Origin of the sequence: Halorubrum sp. SS7 (assembly GCF_005435055.1) — an archaeon.
In the GTDB taxonomy this organism is placed as follows: Archaea; Halobacteriota; Halobacteria; order Halobacteriales; family Haloferacaceae; genus Halorubrum; species Halorubrum salinarum.
Map to the genome: position 1 here is coordinate 29,100 of NZ_SGXV01000007.1, position 18,035 is coordinate 47,134.

An 18,035-nucleotide genomic window follows, 5' to 3' on the forward strand; every position below is an offset into this window, starting at 1 on the left:
TCTCGCTCCCCGTCACCGGACCGGATCGCCTCCGACAGGTCGCGATTTCTCGGCGCTCACCCCGATCAGCGGTCGACGTCCGCCGCCCGATGTGTCTTCTCACTGTTGATATTTTGAGGGGTGAATTGAAGTGGGTTCTGCGGGTGGTACACGGTAATGGGCCTCGAACTACCGGTGTGGGGAGCTCCAACGGCCGCCTGGGCAGTCGCCACGCTGGGGCTCGTCGGTGCGAGCGTCCTCGACAGGTTCCTCGACGACGACGGGTCCGACGACGACGGTTCCGGTGGTATGGACGGCGACGACGACCCCTTCGGCGGCGACATGGGCGGCGGCATGGGCGGCGGAGGGATGGGCGGCGGCATGAGCGACGGCGGTGGCGGCGGCGACGGCTTCGACGACTTCGACGGGATGGACGAGTGGGACGACGAGTTCGACGACGGCGGCGGCGGTGGCGGCGGCGGCGCGGCCACCGACGAGCTAGAGAACCGGCTCGACGAGCTCGAAAACGAGGTCGCGTCGCTCTCCTCGACCGTCTCGACGGTCCGCTCGGAGAACGAGGAGATCTCGAACGCCGTCGACGACATCGAGGAGGACGTCCGCAACCTGCTCGACATCTACGAGATGGTCACCCGCGGCATCAACCCGTTCGTCGACGACTCCGGCGGCTTCGACAGCGTCGCCGGCGGCGGCGAGGGCTCGTTCGGCATCTTCGACGACGAAGACGCCGGCGAGGAGGAGGACCTCGACGAGGACGTCGCGAACGCCGACGCGGACGGGTTCTTCGACGACGACCTCCTCGACGAGGAGGAGGACGACGGGTTCGACGAGGAGCTCGATGACGACGGCGACGACGAGGAGTTCGACGACCTCGACGGCGACGACGGCTTCGACGACTTCGACGAGGAGTTCGACGAACTGGACGACGACAGCACGGACGACGCCGCGTCCGAGACCGAAACGGCGGACGACGGAGACGACATGAACGAAGACGGAAAGAGTTTCAGCGAACTGAAAGAAGAGTACGACTCCGGGGAGGCCGACTGGGCCGAAGAGGGCGACGACGGCGCGGACGACGACCCGTTCGACGACGGGGACGACTCGTTCGCCGACCCCGGCGACGAAACCGACTCGTTCGACGACGCCGACGACGGGTTCGACGACGACCTCGGCGGCGCCGTCGAGGACGACGGCGTCGACTTCGACGAGCCGGCCGACCCCGACCCCGACCCCGAACCGGCGGGCGCGGCCGACCCGGAGCCCGCGCCCGACCGCCAGCCCGGCGGCGATCCGGCCGAGGCGACCGGCGGCTTCGAGTACGTCGGCGAGGACGACCTCTCGGGGAGCGGCGGCCGCGGCAAGCCGTACCTCACGGAGCTCCCCGGCGACTACGTCGGCGACCTCCTCGTGATGGAGTGGCTGGAGTTCCTCGTCTCCGAGAGCGACGTCACCGACGCGGTGCGCGCCATCAACTACTACGAGCGGATCGAGTGGATCGGCCCGGACGCCGCGGCGCGGCTCCGCGACTTCCTCTCCGGGTTCGGCACCATCGACCGCAACCTCGTCGACCGGCCGGGCACGGACCGGCTCGTCCGCGAGCACCACACCCGCAGCCTCCGGTACGTGACCCAGCTCAACGGCACGAGCAGCCACACGGTCCTCCTGGACCGCTGGGACGACCTCGCCGGCGGCTCGATGGTCGGCGGCGGCCCCGTCAACGCGCCCCGCGGCGGCCGTCGCGGCGGACGGGCGCGTTCGGGTCGCGCCGGACGCGACGGCCGCGACGCGCGAAGCGACCGACCCGCGCCCGAGCGGAACGGCCACGACGGCGGTCGCCGGGACGCGCCCGACGACCGCGAGCGGCGGACGAACGGCGCGGACCGCGACGACGCGGCGCCCGAAACGGACGCCGACCGGCACGACGGCCGCCGCGACGACCGGCGCGAGCGGAACGGTTCCACCCGCCCGATGAACGATCCGAATCCCCGTTCCGACCGCGCCGATCCGGCCGACGGAGGGTGGGGAGATGGGCGTTAGCGTCTCCGCGTCCACGGCCATCATCGTCGCGGGGCTGTTCTTCGCGTTCACGACGTTCTACCCCGTGGCGGCCAACGGGCTCGACCGCGTCTCCGACGCCCAGCACGGCGTCAACGAGCGCGCGCTCGAACGGCAGAACACCGAGTTTGCGGTGACGAACGCGACGTTCGACACGACGACCGACACCCTCACCGTCAACGCCACCAACGAGGGGGCGGTCGGCCTCGTCGCCGGCGACGCGACGCTCGTGGTCGGCAACGAGTACGTCGACGTGGGCGGGCCGAACGCCACCACGACGGTCGACGGCGACGGCGACACCGCGCTCTGGCTCGGCGACGAGACGCTCACGGTGCGGGTAGACCAGAGCGACACGACCACGACGATCGGGGAGGGCACGCGCGTCGTCCTCGTCGTCGAGTCCGGCGTCCGCGACGCCGCGACCGTGACGGAGGTGAGCGCGTAGATGGCCAGCGTCCCCGTCTCGCACCTCATCCTGTTCATCGCCAGCCTGGTGATCGCCGCCGGCGTCGTCGGCACGATCACCACCGGCGTCGACCGGGTGAGCGCGGCCGTCGACGACGCCGGCCTCGACGCGACCGAGCAGCTCCGGACCGACGTGACGATCATCTCGGACCCCAGCGCGGGGGTGTACAACGCGAGCGGCGACCAGAACGTCACGCTGTTGATAAAGAACACCGGTACGTATCGGTTGGCGCCCGACGGCTCCGACCTCGACGTCGTCTTCGACGGCGCGTACGTCCGGCCGGATGCCATCTCCGGGGAGCTCGTCTCCGCGGACGGCGCGAACGCGTGGAGCCGTGGCGACGTGCTCCGGCTCACGATCGACACCAACCAGATCGACGGCTCCGACGGGCTCGCCGACGGCGACCACCGGGTGTTCCTCTCGGTGAACGGCGACGAGGAGCTGTTCCAGTTCCGCGTGGAGGGGGGTAACTGATGCCCCACGACAACCTGCTCTCCCTGGGCCTCGGCGACCGCGACCGGCTCAACAAGGAGCTCGGCGGCGGCATCCCCCGCGGGAGCATCGTCCTCATGGAGGGCGACTACGGGGCCGGGAAAAGCGCCATCTCCCAGCGGTTCGCCTACGGCCTCGTCCAGGAGGGCGCGTCCGTCACGATGATGTCGACGGAGCTCACCGTCCGCGGGTTCATCGACCAGATGCACTCGCTGGAGTACGACATGGTGAAGCCGCTGCTCCAGGAGGAGCTGCTCTTCCTCCACGCCGACTTCGACTCGGGCGGCGCGTTCTCCGACGGCGACGGCGAGCGCAAGGAGCTGCTCAAGCGCCTGATGAACGCCGAGGCGATGTGGAACTCCGACGTCGTCTTCCTCGACACGTTCGACGCCATCTTCCGGAACGACCCCACCTTCGAGGCGCTGGTCCGGAAGAACGAGGAGCGGCAGGCCGCCCTGGAGATCATCTCCTTCTTCCGCGAGATCATCTCGCAGGGGAAGGTCGTCGTGCTCACCGTCGACCCCTCGGCGGTTGACGACGACGCGATCGGGCCGTTCCGGTCCATCGCCGACGTGTTCCTCGAACTGGAGATGATCGAGGTCGGCAACGACATCCGCCGCCAGATCAACGTCAAGCGGTTCGCGGGCATGGGCGAACAGGTCGGCGACACGATCGGGTTCTCGGTGCGTTCCGGAACCGGAATCGTCATTGAGAGCCGCAGCGTCGCCTAACACCATGACCCGTCGACGCACAGTCGGTCCGCGCGCGCGGACCGCGACCACCGCGACCCGGCACAGGACATGACCGAACACGGCACCGCCCAACCGTCCGAAGAGCTCCGAAAGGCGGCCATGCGCCGCCCCCACCTCCGGGAGCACCTCCGCGAGTTCAAACAGATCACCGGGGAGTTCCCGCAGTTCATCGAGGAGCCGAAAGACGAGTACGAGTCCCCCCGGCCGAACGTCATCTACCCGGTGGGCGGCCCCATCTACAGCCACATCTACGGCGACCTCGGGCAGGACACGAAGTACTACGCCATCGAGCCCGAGGTGTCGGGCCCGCAGGCGGAGATCCTCAACGAGGTGAAAAACCGGCTGCTGACCGTGAGCGGCCAGCACAGCGCGCCGGAGAACGAGGCCGAGTACGACGACCTCATCGAGGAACTGTTAGAGGAGGTCACCCACGTCGACGACTCCGCGTCGGGGTGGCGGAAGGGCCTCTCGAAGCTCAAGAACTTCGGGAAGCTGTCCGTCACCGAGGAGACCTACGAGAACATCCGGTACCGGCTCAACCGCGACATCGTCGGGCTCGGGCCGCTGGAACCGGTGATGCGCGACCCGGCCAACGAGGACATTCACGTCATCGGCCCCAAGGAGTGCCACGTCGACCACGGCACCTTCGGCATGCTGGAGACGACCGTCGACTTCGGGACGCCCCAGGAGTTCGACAACTGGCTGCGCAACATGGGCGAGCGGATCGGCGACCCGCTCTCCGACTCCGACCCCATCGTCGACTCCACGCTGCCGGACGGGTCGCGTATCAACATCATCTACTCCGACGACGTGTCGCTGAAGGGCTCCTCGCTCACCATCCGCCAGGGCGAGGAGGTGCCGCTGTCGATCAACCAGATCACCAACTGGGGGACGCTCTCGCCGGAGCTGGCGGCGTACCTCTGGCTCTGCTTAGAGAACGAGCAGACCGTCTTCGTGGTCGGGGAGACGGCGTCCGGGAAGACGACGACGCTGAACGCCATCCTCTCGTACATCCCCGACGACTCGAAGATCTACACCGCGGAGGACACCGCGGAGGTCATCCCGCCGCACAACACCTGGCAGCAGCTGCTGACCCGCGAGGGCGGCGGCGAGGGCTCCTCAGACGTGGACATGTTCGACCTGGTCGCCGCCGCGCTGCGGTCGCGCCCCGACTACATCATCGTGGGCGAGGTCCGTGGCGCCGAGGGGCGCATGGCGTTCCAGGCGGCCCAGACCGGCCACCCGGTCATGCTGACGTTCCACGCGTCCGACATCGTCTCGATGATCCAGCGGTTCACCTCCGAGCCGATCAACGTCCCGGAGACGTTCATGGACAACGCCGACGTGGCGCTGTTCCAGAACCGCGTGAAGCAGGGCGACCAGGTCCTGCGCCGCGTGACGAGCGTCCAGGAGATCGAGGGGTACTCGAAGGAGATGGAGGGGGTCGTCACCCGCGAGGTGTTCAGCTGGGACCCCGTCGAAGACGAGATCGTCTTCCAGGGGATGAACAACTCCTACGTGCTCGAAGAGCAGATCGCGACGCTCCTGGGCTACGCCGACACCCGCGACATCTACGACGACCTCGACTTCCGCGCGGAGCTGATCGAGCGAATGATCCAGGAGGGAATCTTAGGCTACCATGAGGTCAACGACGCGATCAACTCGTTCCAGCGCGACGGCGTCGAGGGGCTCCCCTTCGACATGCACCGGAACACGAGGTAGCGACGATGGAGGGGAGATAGCCGATGGCGGTGAAACAGTTCGGCGACGGGCTCGCGACGGCCGCGCGGCTCACCTCCGAGGTGATGGAGTCGTACGAGCAGCTCGACATCTCCAAGGGGAAGTACGTCGGCCTCGTGCTGGTGCCGGCCCTGTTCGTGTTCCTCGGCAGCGTCGTCGGCCTGGTCGCGCTCCCGCTCCCCTTCGCCGCCCGCGTCCCGATCCCGATGTTCGGCGGGCTCGTCCTGTTCGCGGCCGTCATCTACCCGAAGATCTACCTCTCCAGCCTAGAGACGAAGATCGACAACCAGCTGCACCTCGTGATGACGCACATGACCGTGCTGTCGACGACGAACATCGACCGGATGGAGGTGTTCCGGACGCTGGCCCAGGAGGAGGAGTACGGCGTCGCCGCCGAGGAGATCGGCCGCGTCGTCCACCTCGTCGACACGTGGAACCAGAGCCTCGACGACGCCTGTCGCCGCCGCGCGCAGGAGGTCCCCTCCGACGCGATGGCCGACTTCTTCGACCGCCTCGGCTACACGATGGGCGCGGGCCAGTCGCTAGAGGAGTTCCTCGTCTCCGAGCAGGACGTCATGCTCGCGCAGTACGAGACGCGCTACGAGTCCGCGCTCTCGAACCTGGAGGTGATGAAGGACCTGTACATGTCGATGATCCTCTCGATGACGTTCGCGCTGGTGTTCGCCGTCGTCCTCCCGATCCTCACCGGGAACAACCCGACCGCGACGGTGGCGGCCGTCATCGTCCTCTTCGTCTTCGTCCAGCTCGGCTTCTACGCGATGATCCGCGCGACCTCGCCGTACGACCCGATCTGGTACCACCCGGACGAGCGGGCGCCCGGCGACCTCAAGCTGTGGGGCTCGCTGATCGGCGGCGGGGCGCTCTCGCTCCTGCTCATCGGGATCACGGCCGCCGGGATGTTCGGGTTCGGCCCCGGGCTCCCCGGCCTCCTCTTCTTCCTTGACGACGTCCGGCTGCCCCTGTACCTCGCGGTCCCCATCTCGCCGCTGATCATCACCGGGGTCGTCCTCCGGCAGGAGGAACAGGCGATCACCGCCCGCGACGGCGAGTTCCCCTCGTTCGTGCGCGCGCTAGGCGCGACCGAGAGCGCGAAGCAGTCCACCACCACCGACGTGCTGACGACGCTGCGCGACAAGAACTTCGGCGAGCTCTCCGAGGCCATCGAGCGGCTCTACCGCCGGCTCAACATGCGGATCAGCACCGAGGGCGCCTGGCGGGCGTTCACGCGCGACACGCGCTCGTACCTCATCCAGAAGTTCTCCGAGATGTACCTCGTCGGCCGGCGGATGGGCGGGGACCCGAAGCTGCTCGGCGAGCTGATCTCGAAGAACATGAACGCCGTCAACCAGCTGCGCGAGCAGCGCCGGCAGGCGGCGATGACGTTCATCGGCCTGCTGTACGGGATCACCGCGGCCGCGACGTTCGCCTTCTTCATCGGGCTGGAGATCGTCGCCATCCTGGCCGACCTCACCGCCGACTTCGGGCTCGACCAGATGGACATCGGGCAGATCGTCTACCCCGGCGCCTACGACATCCCGCTCATCGAGTACCTCCTGCTCACCGTCGTGCTGTTCAACGCCGCGCTCTCCTCGCAGATGATCCGCCGGATCGACGGCGGCAACCCCGCGAACGGCTACATCCACTTCGTGCTCCTCACGTGGCTCGGCGCTGGCACCGCCATCGCGACGCGGACGCTCGTCAACGCGATCCTGTCGATCTGACCGCGGACGGGCTCTCCCTCGGGTCCGATCACTCCTCGAACAGCGTCGGCTCGGCGACCGCCGCGTCGGCGGCGTCGCGCCACGAGCGCGACGGCGTCCACCCGAACAGCCGCGTCGCCTTCCCGATCGCGTAGGCGCCGCGGTCGTCGCCCTCGTCGAGCGCGTCCGCGTCGACCGCGCAGTCGGCCGGGATCTCGCCGTACGACTCGCGCAACAGGTCGAGGAGCGGGCGGCCGAGCGCGTTGTCGGCCGCCACGCAGTTGACCGCCTCGTGGGTCCCGGGGTCGACCGTCGGGTCGTCGCCGAGGAGGTCCGCGACCGCGGCCGCGACGAGGTCGGCCACGTCGCGGACGTCGACGTACGACCAGAAGTTGCCGGCGCCCGCGTCGAGGTCGCTCACGTACTCGTCCGCGCGGCAGGCGTAGTCGCCGGGGTACTGGATCCACGACGGGCGGACGGAGACGGCGGAAATGTCGTGACGGCGCGCGGCCGCGCCCGCCGCCGCCTCCGCGGTCACCTTCGAGAGCCCGTAGGGGTCCTCCGGGCGGAGCGGGTGGGCCTCGGTGACCGGCAGCTCGTCCGGGAACGGGGTCGGATCGGCGAAGAAGAAGCCGTACGCGCCGTCGCTGGAGGCCTGGACCACCGGCGCGTCGGCGCGGCCCGCGGCGTCGCAGACGTGTTTCGCGGCGAGCGCGTTCGTCTCGAACACCCGCCCCTCCGGGTGGGTGCCGGCGACGGGAATCGCCGCCCAGTGGACGACGGCGTCGGGGTCGACCGCGGCGACCACGTCGAGCGCCTGGTCGCGCTCGGCGAGGTCGGCCGCGCGGAACGAGACGTTCGGGGCCGGGTCGACGCCGAGCCCGGGGTGGTCGTAGTCGACGACGACGACCTCGTAGTCGCCCGCGAGCCGGTCGGCGACCCAGCGCCCGGAAGCGCCGCGGCCGCCGGTGACGAGGACTGTGTCCATGCGAACGCCTCGCGCAGCGGGGGCAAAAGCGCGTTGCTCGACGATTTCCCGGCGACGGCGTCCCGGTCCGGGGCGCCGGTCGGCACCCACGGCTTCCCGCTCCGGCAACCTTTAACGCGCAGAACGGTAACTTACGCGCATGGATTGGAAGACAGACTGGGGGTTGCGTGGACGGATGGCGTTCACGATGTTCCTCCTGTTCGCCCTCTACGTCGTGTTCGTCGGAGCCCTAACGGTGTACTTCGGCGACTTCCTGTTCCCGCTGATCATGCTCGGCGGGTTCTCGCTCGCGCAGTACTTCTTCAGCGACAAGCTCGCGCTGCGGAGCATGGGCGCCCGCGAGGTCGACCCGGACGAGTACCCCGACCTCCACCGGCGGATCGAGCGGCTGAGCCAGCAGGCCGACCTCCCGAAGCCCAAGGTCGCGGTCGCGAACACCCGCGTCCCGAACGCCTTCGCGACCGGCCGGAACAAGAAGAACGCGACCGTCGCGGTGACGACCGGGCTCCTGGAGAGCCTCGACGAGGACGAGCTCGACGGCGTGCTCGCCCACGAGCTCGCCCACGTGAAGAACCGCGACGTGATGGTGATGACCATCGCGTCGTTCCTCTCCACCATCGCCTTCTTCATCGTGCGGTGGGGGTGGCTGTTCAGCGGCGACAACCGGCAGGGCGCGCCCGTCATCGTCGCGATCCTCGTGTCGCTTCTGGTGTGGGTGGTCTCGTTCCTGCTCATCCGCGCGCTCTCGCGCTACCGCGAGTACTCCGCCGACCGCGGCGCGGCGCTCATCACCGGGAAGCCCGGCGCGCTCGCCTCGGCGCTGATGACCATCGACGGCCGGATGGACAAGGTGCCCAAGGAGGACCTCCGCGAGGAGGCGGAGATGAACGCGTTCTTCATCATCCCGATCAAGGCCGGCTTCGTCGGGAAGATCGCCTCCACGCACCCCTCGACGGAGAACCGCATCGAGAAGCTCCGCGAGCTGGAAAAGGAGATGGAGACGGCCTGATACGGGGCTTGATTGGTATTTGTAATCGGTTGTTTTTGAGTCGGTAATCACAAATCGGTGACGACACTGCCGAAGTCCCGCCCCGCACGGCACCGCAGCCTCACGCCTCCCCAACCTCGCGGTTCGCTCGGGGCTCCCTCCGGTCGCCCGTTGCTCACCGCGTCCCTCGCGCGTGCTCCTCGCGGCCGCCGGGGGCGGCCGCTCGCAGGCACGCGCCACCGCAGTTCACTTGTAAGCAATCGCGTGACAGTCGCGCCGCTCTGCGGTGCGAGCGGACTGAGGGGAGTAAGCCCCCTTCGGTTCGTCCCGACATTCGGCTGAGCGTCCGCGCCGCGGCCGGACTACCTTATGGCGCGGACTTGCACCGGCGAGGATTCGCCGTTCCATCCGTTCCCGCCCGTCGGCCCTCGTCGGGTTAACTCCCTTCCCTTGCGGGTCGGTTCGCGCGTTCGCGGGTGACCCCGCGAACGCCGTCGGTCGCCGAGGCGACCGCACGCGACTCATCGGTCGGGGCGGGGGGTGTCGTTGCTGTTCCAGAGCCAGCCGTCTCCGACTCCGGGCGTGTGCCCGGTCGCCTGTCCGGCCGGTGGGGGGACTTTCCTCATGCCAAGGGCACGGGAGTCGGGCTCCCTCTGTCCGGTTCGTCGTTTCTCCCGCCGGCGAATAAGGCGTTCGGTCGGGCGCCTCTCGGGCGAGACGCCGCGAGCGCCGCGAGAGCGGTGCCACAAGGGAAGCGTTCAAGTCGTCAGCACTGTAACGGACTCTCATGTCCGAGGCTCAGACCGTTCAGCTGTCGTACGACGACGGTGCACGAGCGGTCGAACTCGCGCGGGAGGCGGTCGAGTCGTTCGTCCGACACGGGCAACGCGAACAGCCCGGCAGCATGCGAGAGGCGTTCTACGCCCGCACGGGCGCTTTCGTTCGGCTCCAGTCGACGCGGGGCCGCGGCCGCCTCCGCGGCTGCGCCGGCGCGTGGGACACCTCAGACCAGCTCGGTCACGCGATCGTCGAGGCCGCCATCAAGGCGGCGTCCGACGACTCCTGCGGCTCCGAGGTGGAGCCGAAGGAGCTCGACAACATCACCGTCTCGGTGTTCGTCGTCTCGAACACCGTCCTCACGAACGACCCCGCCGAGGACCTCGAGATCGGCACGCACGGCGTCGCCGTCGACAGCGGCAACGCCCACGGCTGGCTCTACCCGACGGTCCCCGTCGAGAACGGCTGGTCGGCCGCGGAGTTCCTCTCGCGCACCTGCCGGAAGGCGAAGCTCTCGCCGACCGCGTGGCAGGAGGAGGACACCATGGTGACGCTCATCGAGGGCCAGGTCTTCCGAGAGCGCGCCGACGGCGGCGCCGTCGAGGAGCTGTAGCCCGCGCCCGCCCGCGTTTTCTCCGTCTCGCCGCCCGCGTCAGTCCGCCCCGTAGCCGACGGCCTCCGCGTCCGCGAGCGCCCGCTCCGCCGCCACCGAGAGGTCGAACGCGTCGTCCGCGACCACCTCGCCGTCGCGGATCACGGGCTCCATGAGCGCCTCGGCGTCCGCCGGTCCCGAGCGGTCCGCCAGCCCGACGGCGTGGCCGCCGTCGTCGGTGCGGTAGACGGCCTTCGCGCCCGAGAGCTTCCCGCGCTTGGCCGCCGGCTCGCCGTCGACGGCGACGAGGTCGAGCGCGAAGTCGACGGGGTCCGCGTTGGAGACGTAGCCGCCGACGCCGAACCCGTCCACGACGTCGCGTAGCTCGCGGAGGTCCGCCGGCCCGAGGCCGCCGGAGACGTACACGTCCACGTCGCCGTGACCGCGCGCGTCGAGTTCCCACTGTACCTCGCGGACGATGTGCCGGAAGTCGCCGCGCCGGGAGCCAGTCGTGTCGAGGCGGACGCCGTCGAGGTCGTCGCCGAGCGTCTCCACGGCGCGGAGGACCTCGTCGACCTCGTCGGAGTAGGTGTCACACAGCGCGATCCGGGGCGCGTCCGCCGGGACGCCCTCGTCGTAGGCGCGCCAGGCGGCCTCCTGCTCGCCGCGCCCGAAGCAGATGGCGAGCGCGTGCGGCATCGTCCCCGAGGCCTCCCGGCCGAGCAGGTCGCCGGCGGCGACGTGCGAGAAGCCGTCGAACCCGGCCGCCAGCGCGGAGCGCTCGACCGCCGCGGTCATCGCGGGGTGGACGTGGCGCGCGCCGAACGAGAGGATCTGCGAGTCGGGCGCGGCGACCCGGCAGTCCAGCGCCGCCGTCGCCATCCCGGAGGCGTGCGAGAGGAAGCCCAGGAGCGACGTCTCCAGCCGCGCGAACGCCAGGTACGGCCCCTCGATCCGCATCACCGGGCCGCCGTCGAACAGCCGCCCCTCGGGGATCGCGTCCACGTCCACGTCGCGCCCGGCGAGCAGCTCGACGGCGTCGCCGAGGCCCGCGAACAGCTCGAACTCCCCGTCCGGGAACTGGTCCGCGGTCACCTCGGCGACCACGCGGGGGTTCCGACCGGCCGCCTCCAGCGCCGCCTCGGTCCGCTCGAAGTACGCGTCGGTCGCGCGCCCCTCGCGGATCGCGGCCGCGTCGACGATGTCGAACTCGCTCATGCCCGACGGTTCGGTCGCGGGGACGAAAAGCCACCCGTGTCGCGGCGACCGCGCGGACCGCGCCGTCGTCGGGGACGCGCGGAACTCGTCGGCGCGCGCAGCGCTCCGAGTTACGTCGACCGTCGCGCGGCCAGTCCGAGCGCGGCCGCGAGGGCGACGAGCGCCGCCGCGACGCCGAATCCAGGGGTGCTGTCGTTCGTGTCGCCGGCCCCTCCGTCCGCGCCGTCGCCGCCGTCCGCGTCGCCGCTCCCGTCGTCGCCGTCGCTGCTGTTGCCGTCGTCGCCGTCGGTGCCGTCCCCGCCGTCGCTCCCGTCGTCGCCGTCGGTCCCGTCGGCGTCCGGAAGCGTCAGGTCGGCGTCGGGCCGGAGTTCGAGGACGCCCTCCGGCGACGGCGCGTGGGTTATCGTCACGCTCGTCCCGTCGCGCTCGACGCCGTAGGCGCCGGGGAAGTCGCTCTCCGAGCCGATCTCGTAGACGGTCCCCTCGGCGTACTCGGCCTCCCCGTGCGCGGTCAGCATCCGCACGTAGGCGTCGCGGAACGCCTCGGCGTCGTCCGCGGTCTGCCACTCGGTCGCCCAGACGTAGCCGTCCCGGTCGCCGTTCCGGTAGGGATACAGCTCGTCGTCGGCCCACCCGTCCGTCACGGGGTGCGCGTAGTTGTACACCGCCCGCGACTCGAGCTGCGCTTCCGTGTCGAGGTGGATCTGGACGTTCTGTTGAACGGTCGCGTCGGGCTCTAACACGGCGTGACGGTACTCCAAGCTCTGGTACCAGAACATGACGAACATCGACGCCTCGCCCGTCGTCTCCGCCCCGTCGACGCCCTGGTCCGGGTAGGTCTCCCACCCGCCGGTCGCGGCGTCCTCGAACGTGACGTTCCCCTCCTCGTAGTCGGGGTTGCGGTGGATGACCTCCGCCGTCGACGCCGGCGGGTCGTTCATCGTCTCGTTGACGGCCGCCCACCCGCCCTCGTCGCGGAGCTCGCGGACGTACAGCGCGCCGTCCCCGTACGGCTGGAGGACGGTCTGGAGGATGCCGAAGTTGAAGTTGCCTCCGCCGCCCCCGCCGCCGTCGCCCTCGGGCGGCTCGGCGCAGGTCCAGTTGTCGGCGCAGCGAGCGGCGTACCGCTCCTCGACGTGGACCGCCTCCCCCTCGACGATCCCGTCGACCGCGAGGTCGCCGTCCTGAGTCGCGCCGACGTAGCGCGGGTCGGTGAGGTCGTGGTACTGGTCTTGCATCGCGTGGAGCAGCTCGTGCGCGAGCGTCGAGGGGTCGATGTCGGGCGACTCGCCGTCGGGGACGACGATCACGATCCGGTCCTGCGAGGGCGAGTAGAAGCCGGAGACCGCCCCGCCGAACACCGAGTCGATCTCGCTGTTGGCGTTCGTGTCGTCGCCGACGACGAACAGCGCCTCCCACACCTGGTCGTTCCAGCGGCGGAACGCCGCGGACCCGTTGCCGCTCGCCGTGTCGTTGACGTACTCGCTCCGAGTGACCGTCTCGACCGGCACGTCCTCCTTGAACGGGCGCTGCCGGACGTGTTCGACCCGGGCCATCGTGAGGTCGGTCAGCGCCGACAGCTGTGACTCGTTGAGCCCGTCCGTCTCCGCGAAGTCGACCGACTCCTCGTAGTGGGTCCCGTTCCAGCAGCCCACCAGGTCGGGGCCGTCGCCGGGACCGCACTCGTCTGCGGACGCGGAGGGCGCTGCGCCCGGCGCCGTCGGCCCGGTGCCGGACGCGGCGGGGACCGCGCCGGCGTCGGGGGCGGCGGCGACGCCGGCGGTGAGGGCGACACAGAGGACGGCGACCGCGGCGACGGCCGCGGCCGCGGTCGAGGGGGTGAGAACCCGTCGCATACGAATCGTATCGGCCGCCCCGGTAAGTAGTTTGTCGGTTCCTTCGGCGCCGCGGCCGGCGGATTTTTCGGCGGGCGGCGGCCCGCGGACGCCCCGGCGTGAGGGCGCCGCCGTCGTCGGGCCGAAACGCCGGCCGCGAGCGGGACGACGGTTTTTGTCCGCCGCGCGGTAACCGGCGGTATGGCGTTCGATCCGACAGCAACCGCGGTGGTCGTCGTGGACATGCAAAACGGGTTCTGTCACCCCGACGGGAGCCTCTACGCCGAGCCGAGCGAGGCCGCCGTCGAGCCGGTGACGGCGCTCGTGGACCGCGCCCGCGAGGCCGGCGCGTCCGTCGTCTACACCCGTGACGTCCACCCGCCCGAGCAGTTCGACGAGACCCACTACTACGACGAGTTCGACCGGTGGGGCGAACACGTCGTCGAGGGGTCGTGGGACGCCGAACTCGTCGACGACCTCGACGTGCGCGACGGGGACCACGTCGTCGAGAAGCACACCTACGACGCCTTCTACCGGACCGACCTGGAGGGGTACCTCGACGCGCACGGCGTCGACGACCTGCTGATCTGCGGCACGCTCGCGAACGTCTGCGTCCTCCACACCGCCGGCAGCGCCGGGCTCCGGGACTACCGCCCGGTCGTGGTCGAGGACGCGCTCGGGTACATCACCGAGGAGCACCGCGAGTACGCCGTCGACCACGCCGACTGGCTGTTCGGCGAGACGACGACCCGCGACGCGGTCGCGTTCGCGTCGGGGTAGTCGCGCGTCCCCGACCTCCACCGACGGCGAACGTTCCGGATTTCCGTAATTATCGCGCGCGGAAATCGGCGTGTAACGCTTTTCACCGCCGGCCGGAACCGGGAGGTATGGACATCTCTCGACGGGGCGTGCTCGGGGGCCTCGGCGCGGTCTGCGCGGTCGGCGCCGTCGGCTTCGCGGGCGCGGCGACGGTGACGGACGGCGCGACGGTCGACGGCCTCGGCGGTATCGGCGGCGACGGCCCGGCGGCGACGGGCGACGGGACGGACGAGGAGACGGCCCCGCAGTCGGCCGCCGTCGACCCCGAGGCGCCGTTCGAGGCGCGGCTGACCGGCGACGACGGCACCGACGCGCTGCTGTTCGACGCGAGCGACCTCGACCTGGTCAAGGGGGTCTTCGCGAGGGACGGCGAGTTCCTCGTCCAGGTCGTGCTCTCCGACGCGGGCGTCGACTCGTTCCGGAGCCGCCTCGACGGGGCCGGCGCGACCGACGACCCGGCCGCGTTCGTGGTGTCGATGACGCTCGACGGGACCGAGGTGCGGCGCGTCGAACTCGACCGGGAGACGGTCGACGCGCTCACCGGCTCCGAGTGGGGGGGCGTGCTGACGCTCCCGTTCGGGCAGGAGTCGGTCGCCCGGTCGGTGTACGACCGACTGGCCGACGACTGACCAGTCAGGTTCGGCGCGGCCGCGACCCCGCCGCGACCCGCCGCTCGCCGACGGTTCCGGTGGGGTAGCGTTTTGTCGCTCGCCCCCGTGTTCCCGCCGTGAGCGACGACCCGGCGAACGACGGCGGCCGCCCGTGTCCGGTCTGCGAGACACCGATGTACCACCGACACTGTAAGTACGTCTGTCCGGCTCACGGCGTCGTCTACGACTGTAGCGACACCTTCTACTGACCCGACGTGCGATTCGCTCGCCGCCTCGGTCGGCGGACGCGACGGGGACGCTCGGGATCCAAACTGTGTCGTGCGAACTGTTATGTTCTTGGAGGCCGACTTTTCTGCTATGATGGGCGACCCGTACGCGACCCTCCTTGCCGACCGCTCGGGGTCAGCATGGTAGAGCAAACACAGGTTGCCCGGAGCAAGCGGATCCAGCGCCGCACCGGGAAGACGTTCCACGTCGCCACCCGGCTGCTGCCCCAGCGGATCCGCCACCCGACGTACGTGCTGTACGGGTTCTTCCGCATCGCCGACGAGGTCGTCGACGCCGAGGACACCGGACCGCCAGCCGAACAGCGGGCCGAACTCGACCGCCTCCGAGCGGCCGCGCTCGGCGAGGAGCCGACCGACGACCCCGTGTTGGAGGCGTTCGCCGAGGTGGTCGAGCGCAACGACATCCCCGACGAGGACGTCCACTCGTTCGTGGACGCGATGGAGAGCGACATCGACACCGACCGCTACGAGACGTACGCCGACCTGGAGGCGTACATGGACGGCTCCGCCGCCGCCGTCGGCCGGATGATGACGGCGATCATGGACCTCGACCCGGAGGAGGAGGCCGAGGCGCTCCCGCACGCGACGAAGCTCGGGGAGGCGTTCCAGATGACGAACTTCCTCCGCGACGTCCGGGAAGACGTGGTCGAGCGCGACCGCATCTACCTCCCCCTAGAGACCCTCCGCCGCCACGGCGTGAGCGAGCAGCAGATCCTCGACTTGGAGTTCGACGAGGACGTCGCGGCCGCGATCCGGGAGGAGATGGCCCGCACCGAGCGGCTCTACGAGGAGGGCGTCGCGGGGATCAAGTACCTCCCCGAGGACTGCCAGCTGGCGGTCCTGCTCGCGGCGGTGCTGTACGTCGACCACCACCGGCTCATCCGGAACCGCGGCTACGACACCGTCTCGGCCACCCCGGAGCTGTCGCTCACCCGGAAGCTGTCGCTGCTCGTCCGCACGCGCTGGAAGTGGCAGTGGAACCGCGACCCGGAGGCGGTGTTCTACGACATGTGTACCGACTTCGACCCCGCCCGCGAGTCCCACGGGCACGGTCCCCACGGGACGGGCGTCCCGCAGACGGACTGAGCGGCCCGCATGGACCGCTCCCGGTTCGTCTCGCTCGCGTTCGCCGCGTTCGGCCTCGTGTTCGTCTCCTTCCTCCTCCGCGGGACGACGCGGCTGGTCGCGCCCTACGAGGTCGCGGTCGCGGTGTCGGCCCCGGTCCTCTTCGCGGCGGCCGCGCTCCTGGCCGTCCTCCTCGTCCTCGCCGTCCTCGACGTGACCGGGATCCGGCGACTGGGGTGAGTCGGAACGCCCTTGCCCCGCCGTCCCCGACGACAAGTATGGACGTACGAACCGTCGCGGACCTCTCGCCGGCCGAGCGGCGCGCCTTCTTCGAGCGCGACGCGGGCGTCGAGGGGGTCCGCGAAGACGTGCGGGAGATCGTCGAGCGAGTCCGCGAGGAGGGTGACGTCGCGGTCCGCGAGTTCGCGGAGGAGTTCGACGGCGTCGCCGTCGGGAACGTCGACGTCACCGACGACGCGGCGCGGGCGCACGAGGAGCTGGCCGACGCGGGCGACCCGGTCCTCGACGCGGTCCAGGAGGCGGCCGCGAACGTCCGCGAGTTCCACGAGCGACAGCGCCCGGAGGACTGGCGCGACGACTTCGGCGGCCGCGAGCTCGGCCGCCGCTTCCGCCCGATCGACCGCGTCGGGGTGTACGTGCCCGGCGGCGCGGCCGCGTACCCCTCCAGCGCGCTGATGGGGATCATCCCGGCGGTCGTCGCGGGCGTCGACCACGTCGCGGTCGCGACGCCGCCGGCCGACGAGCTCAACCCCGTCACCCTCGCGGCGATCCACGAGGCCGGCGCCGACGCGGTGTACCAGGTCGGCGGCGCGCAGGCGATCGGCGCGCTCGCGTACGGGACGGAGACGGTGACGCGGGTCCAGAAGGTCGTGGGGCCGGGGAACAAGTGGGTCACCGCCGCCAAGTCGATCGTCCAGGGGGACGTGGAGATCGACTTCCTCGCCGGCCCGAGCGAGGTGCTGGTCCTCGCCGACGGGACGGCCGACCCCGACCTCGTCGCGGCCGACCTCGTCGCGCAGGCCGAACACGACCCGAACGCCTCGGTCGTCGCGGTCACCGACGACGCCGACCTCGCCGCGGCCGTCGCCGACGCGATCGACGCGCAGGCCGCCGAGCGCGAGCGCGAGGAGACGATCCGGGCCGCGCTCGACAACGAGGCCTCCGGGGTCCTCCGCGCGCGCTCGATGCCCGAGGCGGTCCTCTTCGTCGAGGAGTACGCCGCCGAGCACCTCTCGATCGTCGCCGACGACGACGAGGCGCTCTTGGACCGGATCACCAACGCCGGCTCCGTCTTCCTCGGCCCGTACTCCCCCGTCGCGGCCGGGGACTACGCGGCCGGGACGAACCACGTGCTGCCGACGAACGGCGGCGCGAAGCGGTACAGCGGGCTCTCCGTCGACACCTTCCTGCGGTCCTCGACCGTCCAGCGGCTCGACCGCGACGCCCTCGACGACCTCTCCGAGACGGTCACGACGCTCGCCGACGCCGAGGGGCTGGAGGCGCACGCGGAAAGCGTGCGGAAGCGGTTCGAGTAGCCCGACCCCTCGGAGCGGTTTCGATAGCGATATATAGCGCTCTGCGTCGAACACATAGACTCAATAACAGAAACGG

At 70.4% G+C, this 18,035-nt stretch carries 17 protein-coding genes and 1 other RNA gene; 14 read left to right on the top strand and 4 right to left on the bottom strand.

The genetic code is table 11. From position 1 onward, the window contains the following. The first annotated feature begins 156 nt into the window (after positions 1–156). The 6 genes from EXE44_RS09055 (at position 157) to flaJ (ending at position 7,244) form a co-directional block, all read left to right on the top strand. The gene (locus tag EXE44_RS09055; protein WP_137716891.1) at positions 157–2,034 is read left to right on the top strand and encodes a FlaD/FlaE family flagellar protein; all 1,878 of its coding nucleotides are present in this window, start codon (positions 157–159) and stop codon (positions 2,032–2,034) included. Then, positions 2,024–2,497, top strand: a complete 474-nt coding sequence (locus EXE44_RS09060; RefSeq protein ID WP_137716892.1) for a flagellin — start codon at positions 2,024–2,026, stop codon at positions 2,495–2,497. The genes EXE44_RS09055 and EXE44_RS09060 overlap by 11 nt, the downstream gene beginning before the upstream one ends. Continuing rightward, positions 2,498–2,992: a flagellar protein G gene (locus tag EXE44_RS09065; protein WP_137716893.1), complete on the top strand. Its 495-nt coding sequence runs from the start codon at positions 2,498–2,500 to the stop codon at positions 2,990–2,992. It abuts the gene before it with no gap. After that, the gene (locus EXE44_RS09070) at positions 2,992–3,741 is read left to right on the top strand and encodes an ATPase domain-containing protein (RefSeq protein ID WP_053770468.1); all 750 of its coding nucleotides are present in this window, start codon (positions 2,992–2,994) and stop codon (positions 3,739–3,741) included. The genes EXE44_RS09065 and EXE44_RS09070 overlap by 1 nt, the downstream gene beginning before the upstream one ends. Positions 3,742–3,810: 69 nt before the next feature. Further along, entirely contained in the window at positions 3,811–5,484 is a 1,674-nt protein-coding gene (locus EXE44_RS09075) for a type II/IV secretion system ATPase subunit (RefSeq protein WP_121563101.1), read from the top strand. Between the two features lie 23 nt (positions 5,485–5,507). After that, the gene (gene flaJ / locus EXE44_RS09080; protein ID WP_137716894.1) at positions 5,508–7,244 is read left to right on the top strand and encodes an archaellar assembly protein FlaJ; all 1,737 of its coding nucleotides are present in this window, start codon (positions 5,508–5,510) and stop codon (positions 7,242–7,244) included. Between the two features lie 28 nt (positions 7,245–7,272). Here flaJ and EXE44_RS09085 read toward each other — a convergent pair whose 3' ends face one another. Then, positions 7,273–8,211 carry an NAD(P)-dependent oxidoreductase gene (locus tag EXE44_RS09085; protein ID WP_137716895.1) on the bottom strand — a complete coding sequence of 313 codons (939 nt, stop codon included), beginning with the start codon at positions 8,209–8,211 and terminating at the stop codon, positions 7,273–7,275. A 139-nt stretch (positions 8,212–8,350) separates the two neighbouring features. Here EXE44_RS09085 and htpX point away from each other — a divergent pair, with 139 nt between their 5' ends. Further along, positions 8,351–9,220: a zinc metalloprotease HtpX gene (gene htpX / locus EXE44_RS09090; protein WP_137716896.1), complete on the top strand. Its 870-nt coding sequence runs from the start codon at positions 8,351–8,353 to the stop codon at positions 9,218–9,220. 274 nt (positions 9,221–9,494) lie between these two features. Here htpX and rnpB read toward each other — a convergent pair. Beyond that, an RNA gene (rnpB, locus tag EXE44_RS09095) (RNase P RNA component) lies at positions 9,495–9,857 on the bottom strand. A gap of 129 nt (positions 9,858–9,986) precedes the next feature. Between rnpB and EXE44_RS09100 the strand changes: the two genes are divergently transcribed. After that, a complete protein-coding gene (locus EXE44_RS09100; protein ID WP_121563097.1) occupies positions 9,987–10,589 on the top strand; it encodes a TIGR00296 family protein in 603 nt (200 codons plus the stop codon). A 39-nt stretch (positions 10,590–10,628) separates the two neighbouring features. Here EXE44_RS09100 and EXE44_RS09105 read toward each other — a convergent pair whose 3' ends face one another. Further along, positions 10,629–11,786, bottom strand: coding sequence for a nicotinate phosphoribosyltransferase (locus EXE44_RS09105; protein WP_137716897.1), 1,158 nt, complete (start codon positions 11,784–11,786; stop codon positions 10,629–10,631). Between the two features lie 110 nt (positions 11,787–11,896). Next, positions 11,897–13,642: an Hvo_1808 family surface protein gene (locus EXE44_RS09110; RefSeq protein WP_137716898.1), complete on the bottom strand. Its 1,746-nt coding sequence runs from the start codon at positions 13,640–13,642 to the stop codon at positions 11,897–11,899. A 180-nt stretch (positions 13,643–13,822) separates the two neighbouring features. Between EXE44_RS09110 and EXE44_RS09115 the strand changes: the two genes are divergently transcribed. The 6 genes from EXE44_RS09115 to hisD all read left to right on the top strand — a co-directional run bounded on the left by EXE44_RS09115 (position 13,823) and on the right by hisD (position 17,959). Next, positions 13,823–14,401: a cysteine hydrolase family protein gene (locus tag EXE44_RS09115; protein WP_137716899.1), complete on the top strand. Its 579-nt coding sequence runs from the start codon at positions 13,823–13,825 to the stop codon at positions 14,399–14,401. Positions 14,402–14,508: 107 nt separating this feature from the next. Beyond that, positions 14,509–15,069: a hypothetical protein gene (locus EXE44_RS09120; RefSeq protein WP_137716900.1), complete on the top strand. Its 561-nt coding sequence runs from the start codon at positions 14,509–14,511 to the stop codon at positions 15,067–15,069. A 98-nt stretch (positions 15,070–15,167) separates the two neighbouring features. Beyond that, positions 15,168–15,299 (top strand): HVO_2523 family zinc finger protein, encoded by a 132-nt coding sequence (locus EXE44_RS21910; RefSeq protein ID WP_255409708.1) that lies wholly within the window; start codon positions 15,168–15,170, stop codon positions 15,297–15,299. Positions 15,300–15,458: 159 nt separating this feature from the next. Continuing rightward, the gene (locus tag EXE44_RS09125) at positions 15,459–16,424 is read left to right on the top strand and encodes a phytoene/squalene synthase family protein (RefSeq protein WP_137716901.1); all 966 of its coding nucleotides are present in this window, start codon (positions 15,459–15,461) and stop codon (positions 16,422–16,424) included. Between the two features lie 9 nt (positions 16,425–16,433). Next, positions 16,434–16,643, top strand: coding sequence for a hypothetical protein (locus EXE44_RS09130; protein ID WP_137716902.1), 210 nt, complete (start codon positions 16,434–16,436; stop codon positions 16,641–16,643). A 38-nt stretch (positions 16,644–16,681) separates the two neighbouring features. Continuing rightward, positions 16,682–17,959 carry a histidinol dehydrogenase gene (hisD, locus tag EXE44_RS09135; RefSeq protein ID WP_137716903.1) on the top strand — a complete coding sequence of 426 codons (1,278 nt, stop codon included), beginning with the start codon at positions 16,682–16,684 and terminating at the stop codon, positions 17,957–17,959. Positions 17,960–18,035 lie beyond the last annotated feature (76 nt).

What these genes read in the sequence shown, in the direction of transcription:
- EXE44_RS09055 (WP_137716891.1), top strand. Translation starts at nt 157, where the DNA reads ATGGGCCTCGAACTACCGGTGTGGGGAGCTCCAACGGCCGCCTGGGCA.
- EXE44_RS09060 (WP_137716892.1), top strand. Translation starts at nt 2,024, where the DNA reads ATGGGCGTTAGCGTCTCCGCGTCCACGGCCATCATCGTCGCGGGGCTG.
- EXE44_RS09065 (WP_137716893.1), top strand. Translation starts at nt 2,498, where the DNA reads ATGGCCAGCGTCCCCGTCTCGCACCTCATCCTGTTCATCGCCAGCCTG.
- EXE44_RS09070 (WP_053770468.1), top strand. Translation starts at nt 2,992, where the DNA reads ATGCCCCACGACAACCTGCTCTCCCTGGGCCTCGGCGACCGCGACCGG.
- EXE44_RS09075 (WP_121563101.1), top strand. Translation starts at nt 3,811, where the DNA reads ATGACCGAACACGGCACCGCCCAACCGTCCGAAGAGCTCCGAAAGGCG.
- flaJ (WP_137716894.1), top strand. Translation starts at nt 5,508, where the DNA reads ATGGCGGTGAAACAGTTCGGCGACGGGCTCGCGACGGCCGCGCGGCTC.
- EXE44_RS09085 (WP_137716895.1), bottom strand. Translation starts at nt 8,211, where the DNA reads ATGGACACAGTCCTCGTCACCGGCGGCCGCGGCGCTTCCGGGCGCTGG.
- htpX (WP_137716896.1), top strand. Translation starts at nt 8,351, where the DNA reads ATGGATTGGAAGACAGACTGGGGGTTGCGTGGACGGATGGCGTTCACG.
- EXE44_RS09100 (WP_121563097.1), top strand. Translation starts at nt 9,987, where the DNA reads ATGTCCGAGGCTCAGACCGTTCAGCTGTCGTACGACGACGGTGCACGA.
- EXE44_RS09105 (WP_137716897.1), bottom strand. Translation starts at nt 11,786, where the DNA reads ATGAGCGAGTTCGACATCGTCGACGCGGCCGCGATCCGCGAGGGGCGC.
- EXE44_RS09110 (WP_137716898.1), bottom strand. Translation starts at nt 13,642, where the DNA reads ATGCGACGGGTTCTCACCCCCTCGACCGCGGCCGCGGCCGTCGCCGCG.
- EXE44_RS09115 (WP_137716899.1), top strand. Translation starts at nt 13,823, where the DNA reads ATGGCGTTCGATCCGACAGCAACCGCGGTGGTCGTCGTGGACATGCAA.
- EXE44_RS09120 (WP_137716900.1), top strand. Translation starts at nt 14,509, where the DNA reads ATGGACATCTCTCGACGGGGCGTGCTCGGGGGCCTCGGCGCGGTCTGC.
- EXE44_RS09125 (WP_137716901.1), top strand. Translation starts at nt 15,459, where the DNA reads ATGGTAGAGCAAACACAGGTTGCCCGGAGCAAGCGGATCCAGCGCCGC.
- EXE44_RS09130 (WP_137716902.1), top strand. Translation starts at nt 16,434, where the DNA reads ATGGACCGCTCCCGGTTCGTCTCGCTCGCGTTCGCCGCGTTCGGCCTC.
- hisD (WP_137716903.1), top strand. Translation starts at nt 16,682, where the DNA reads ATGGACGTACGAACCGTCGCGGACCTCTCGCCGGCCGAGCGGCGCGCC.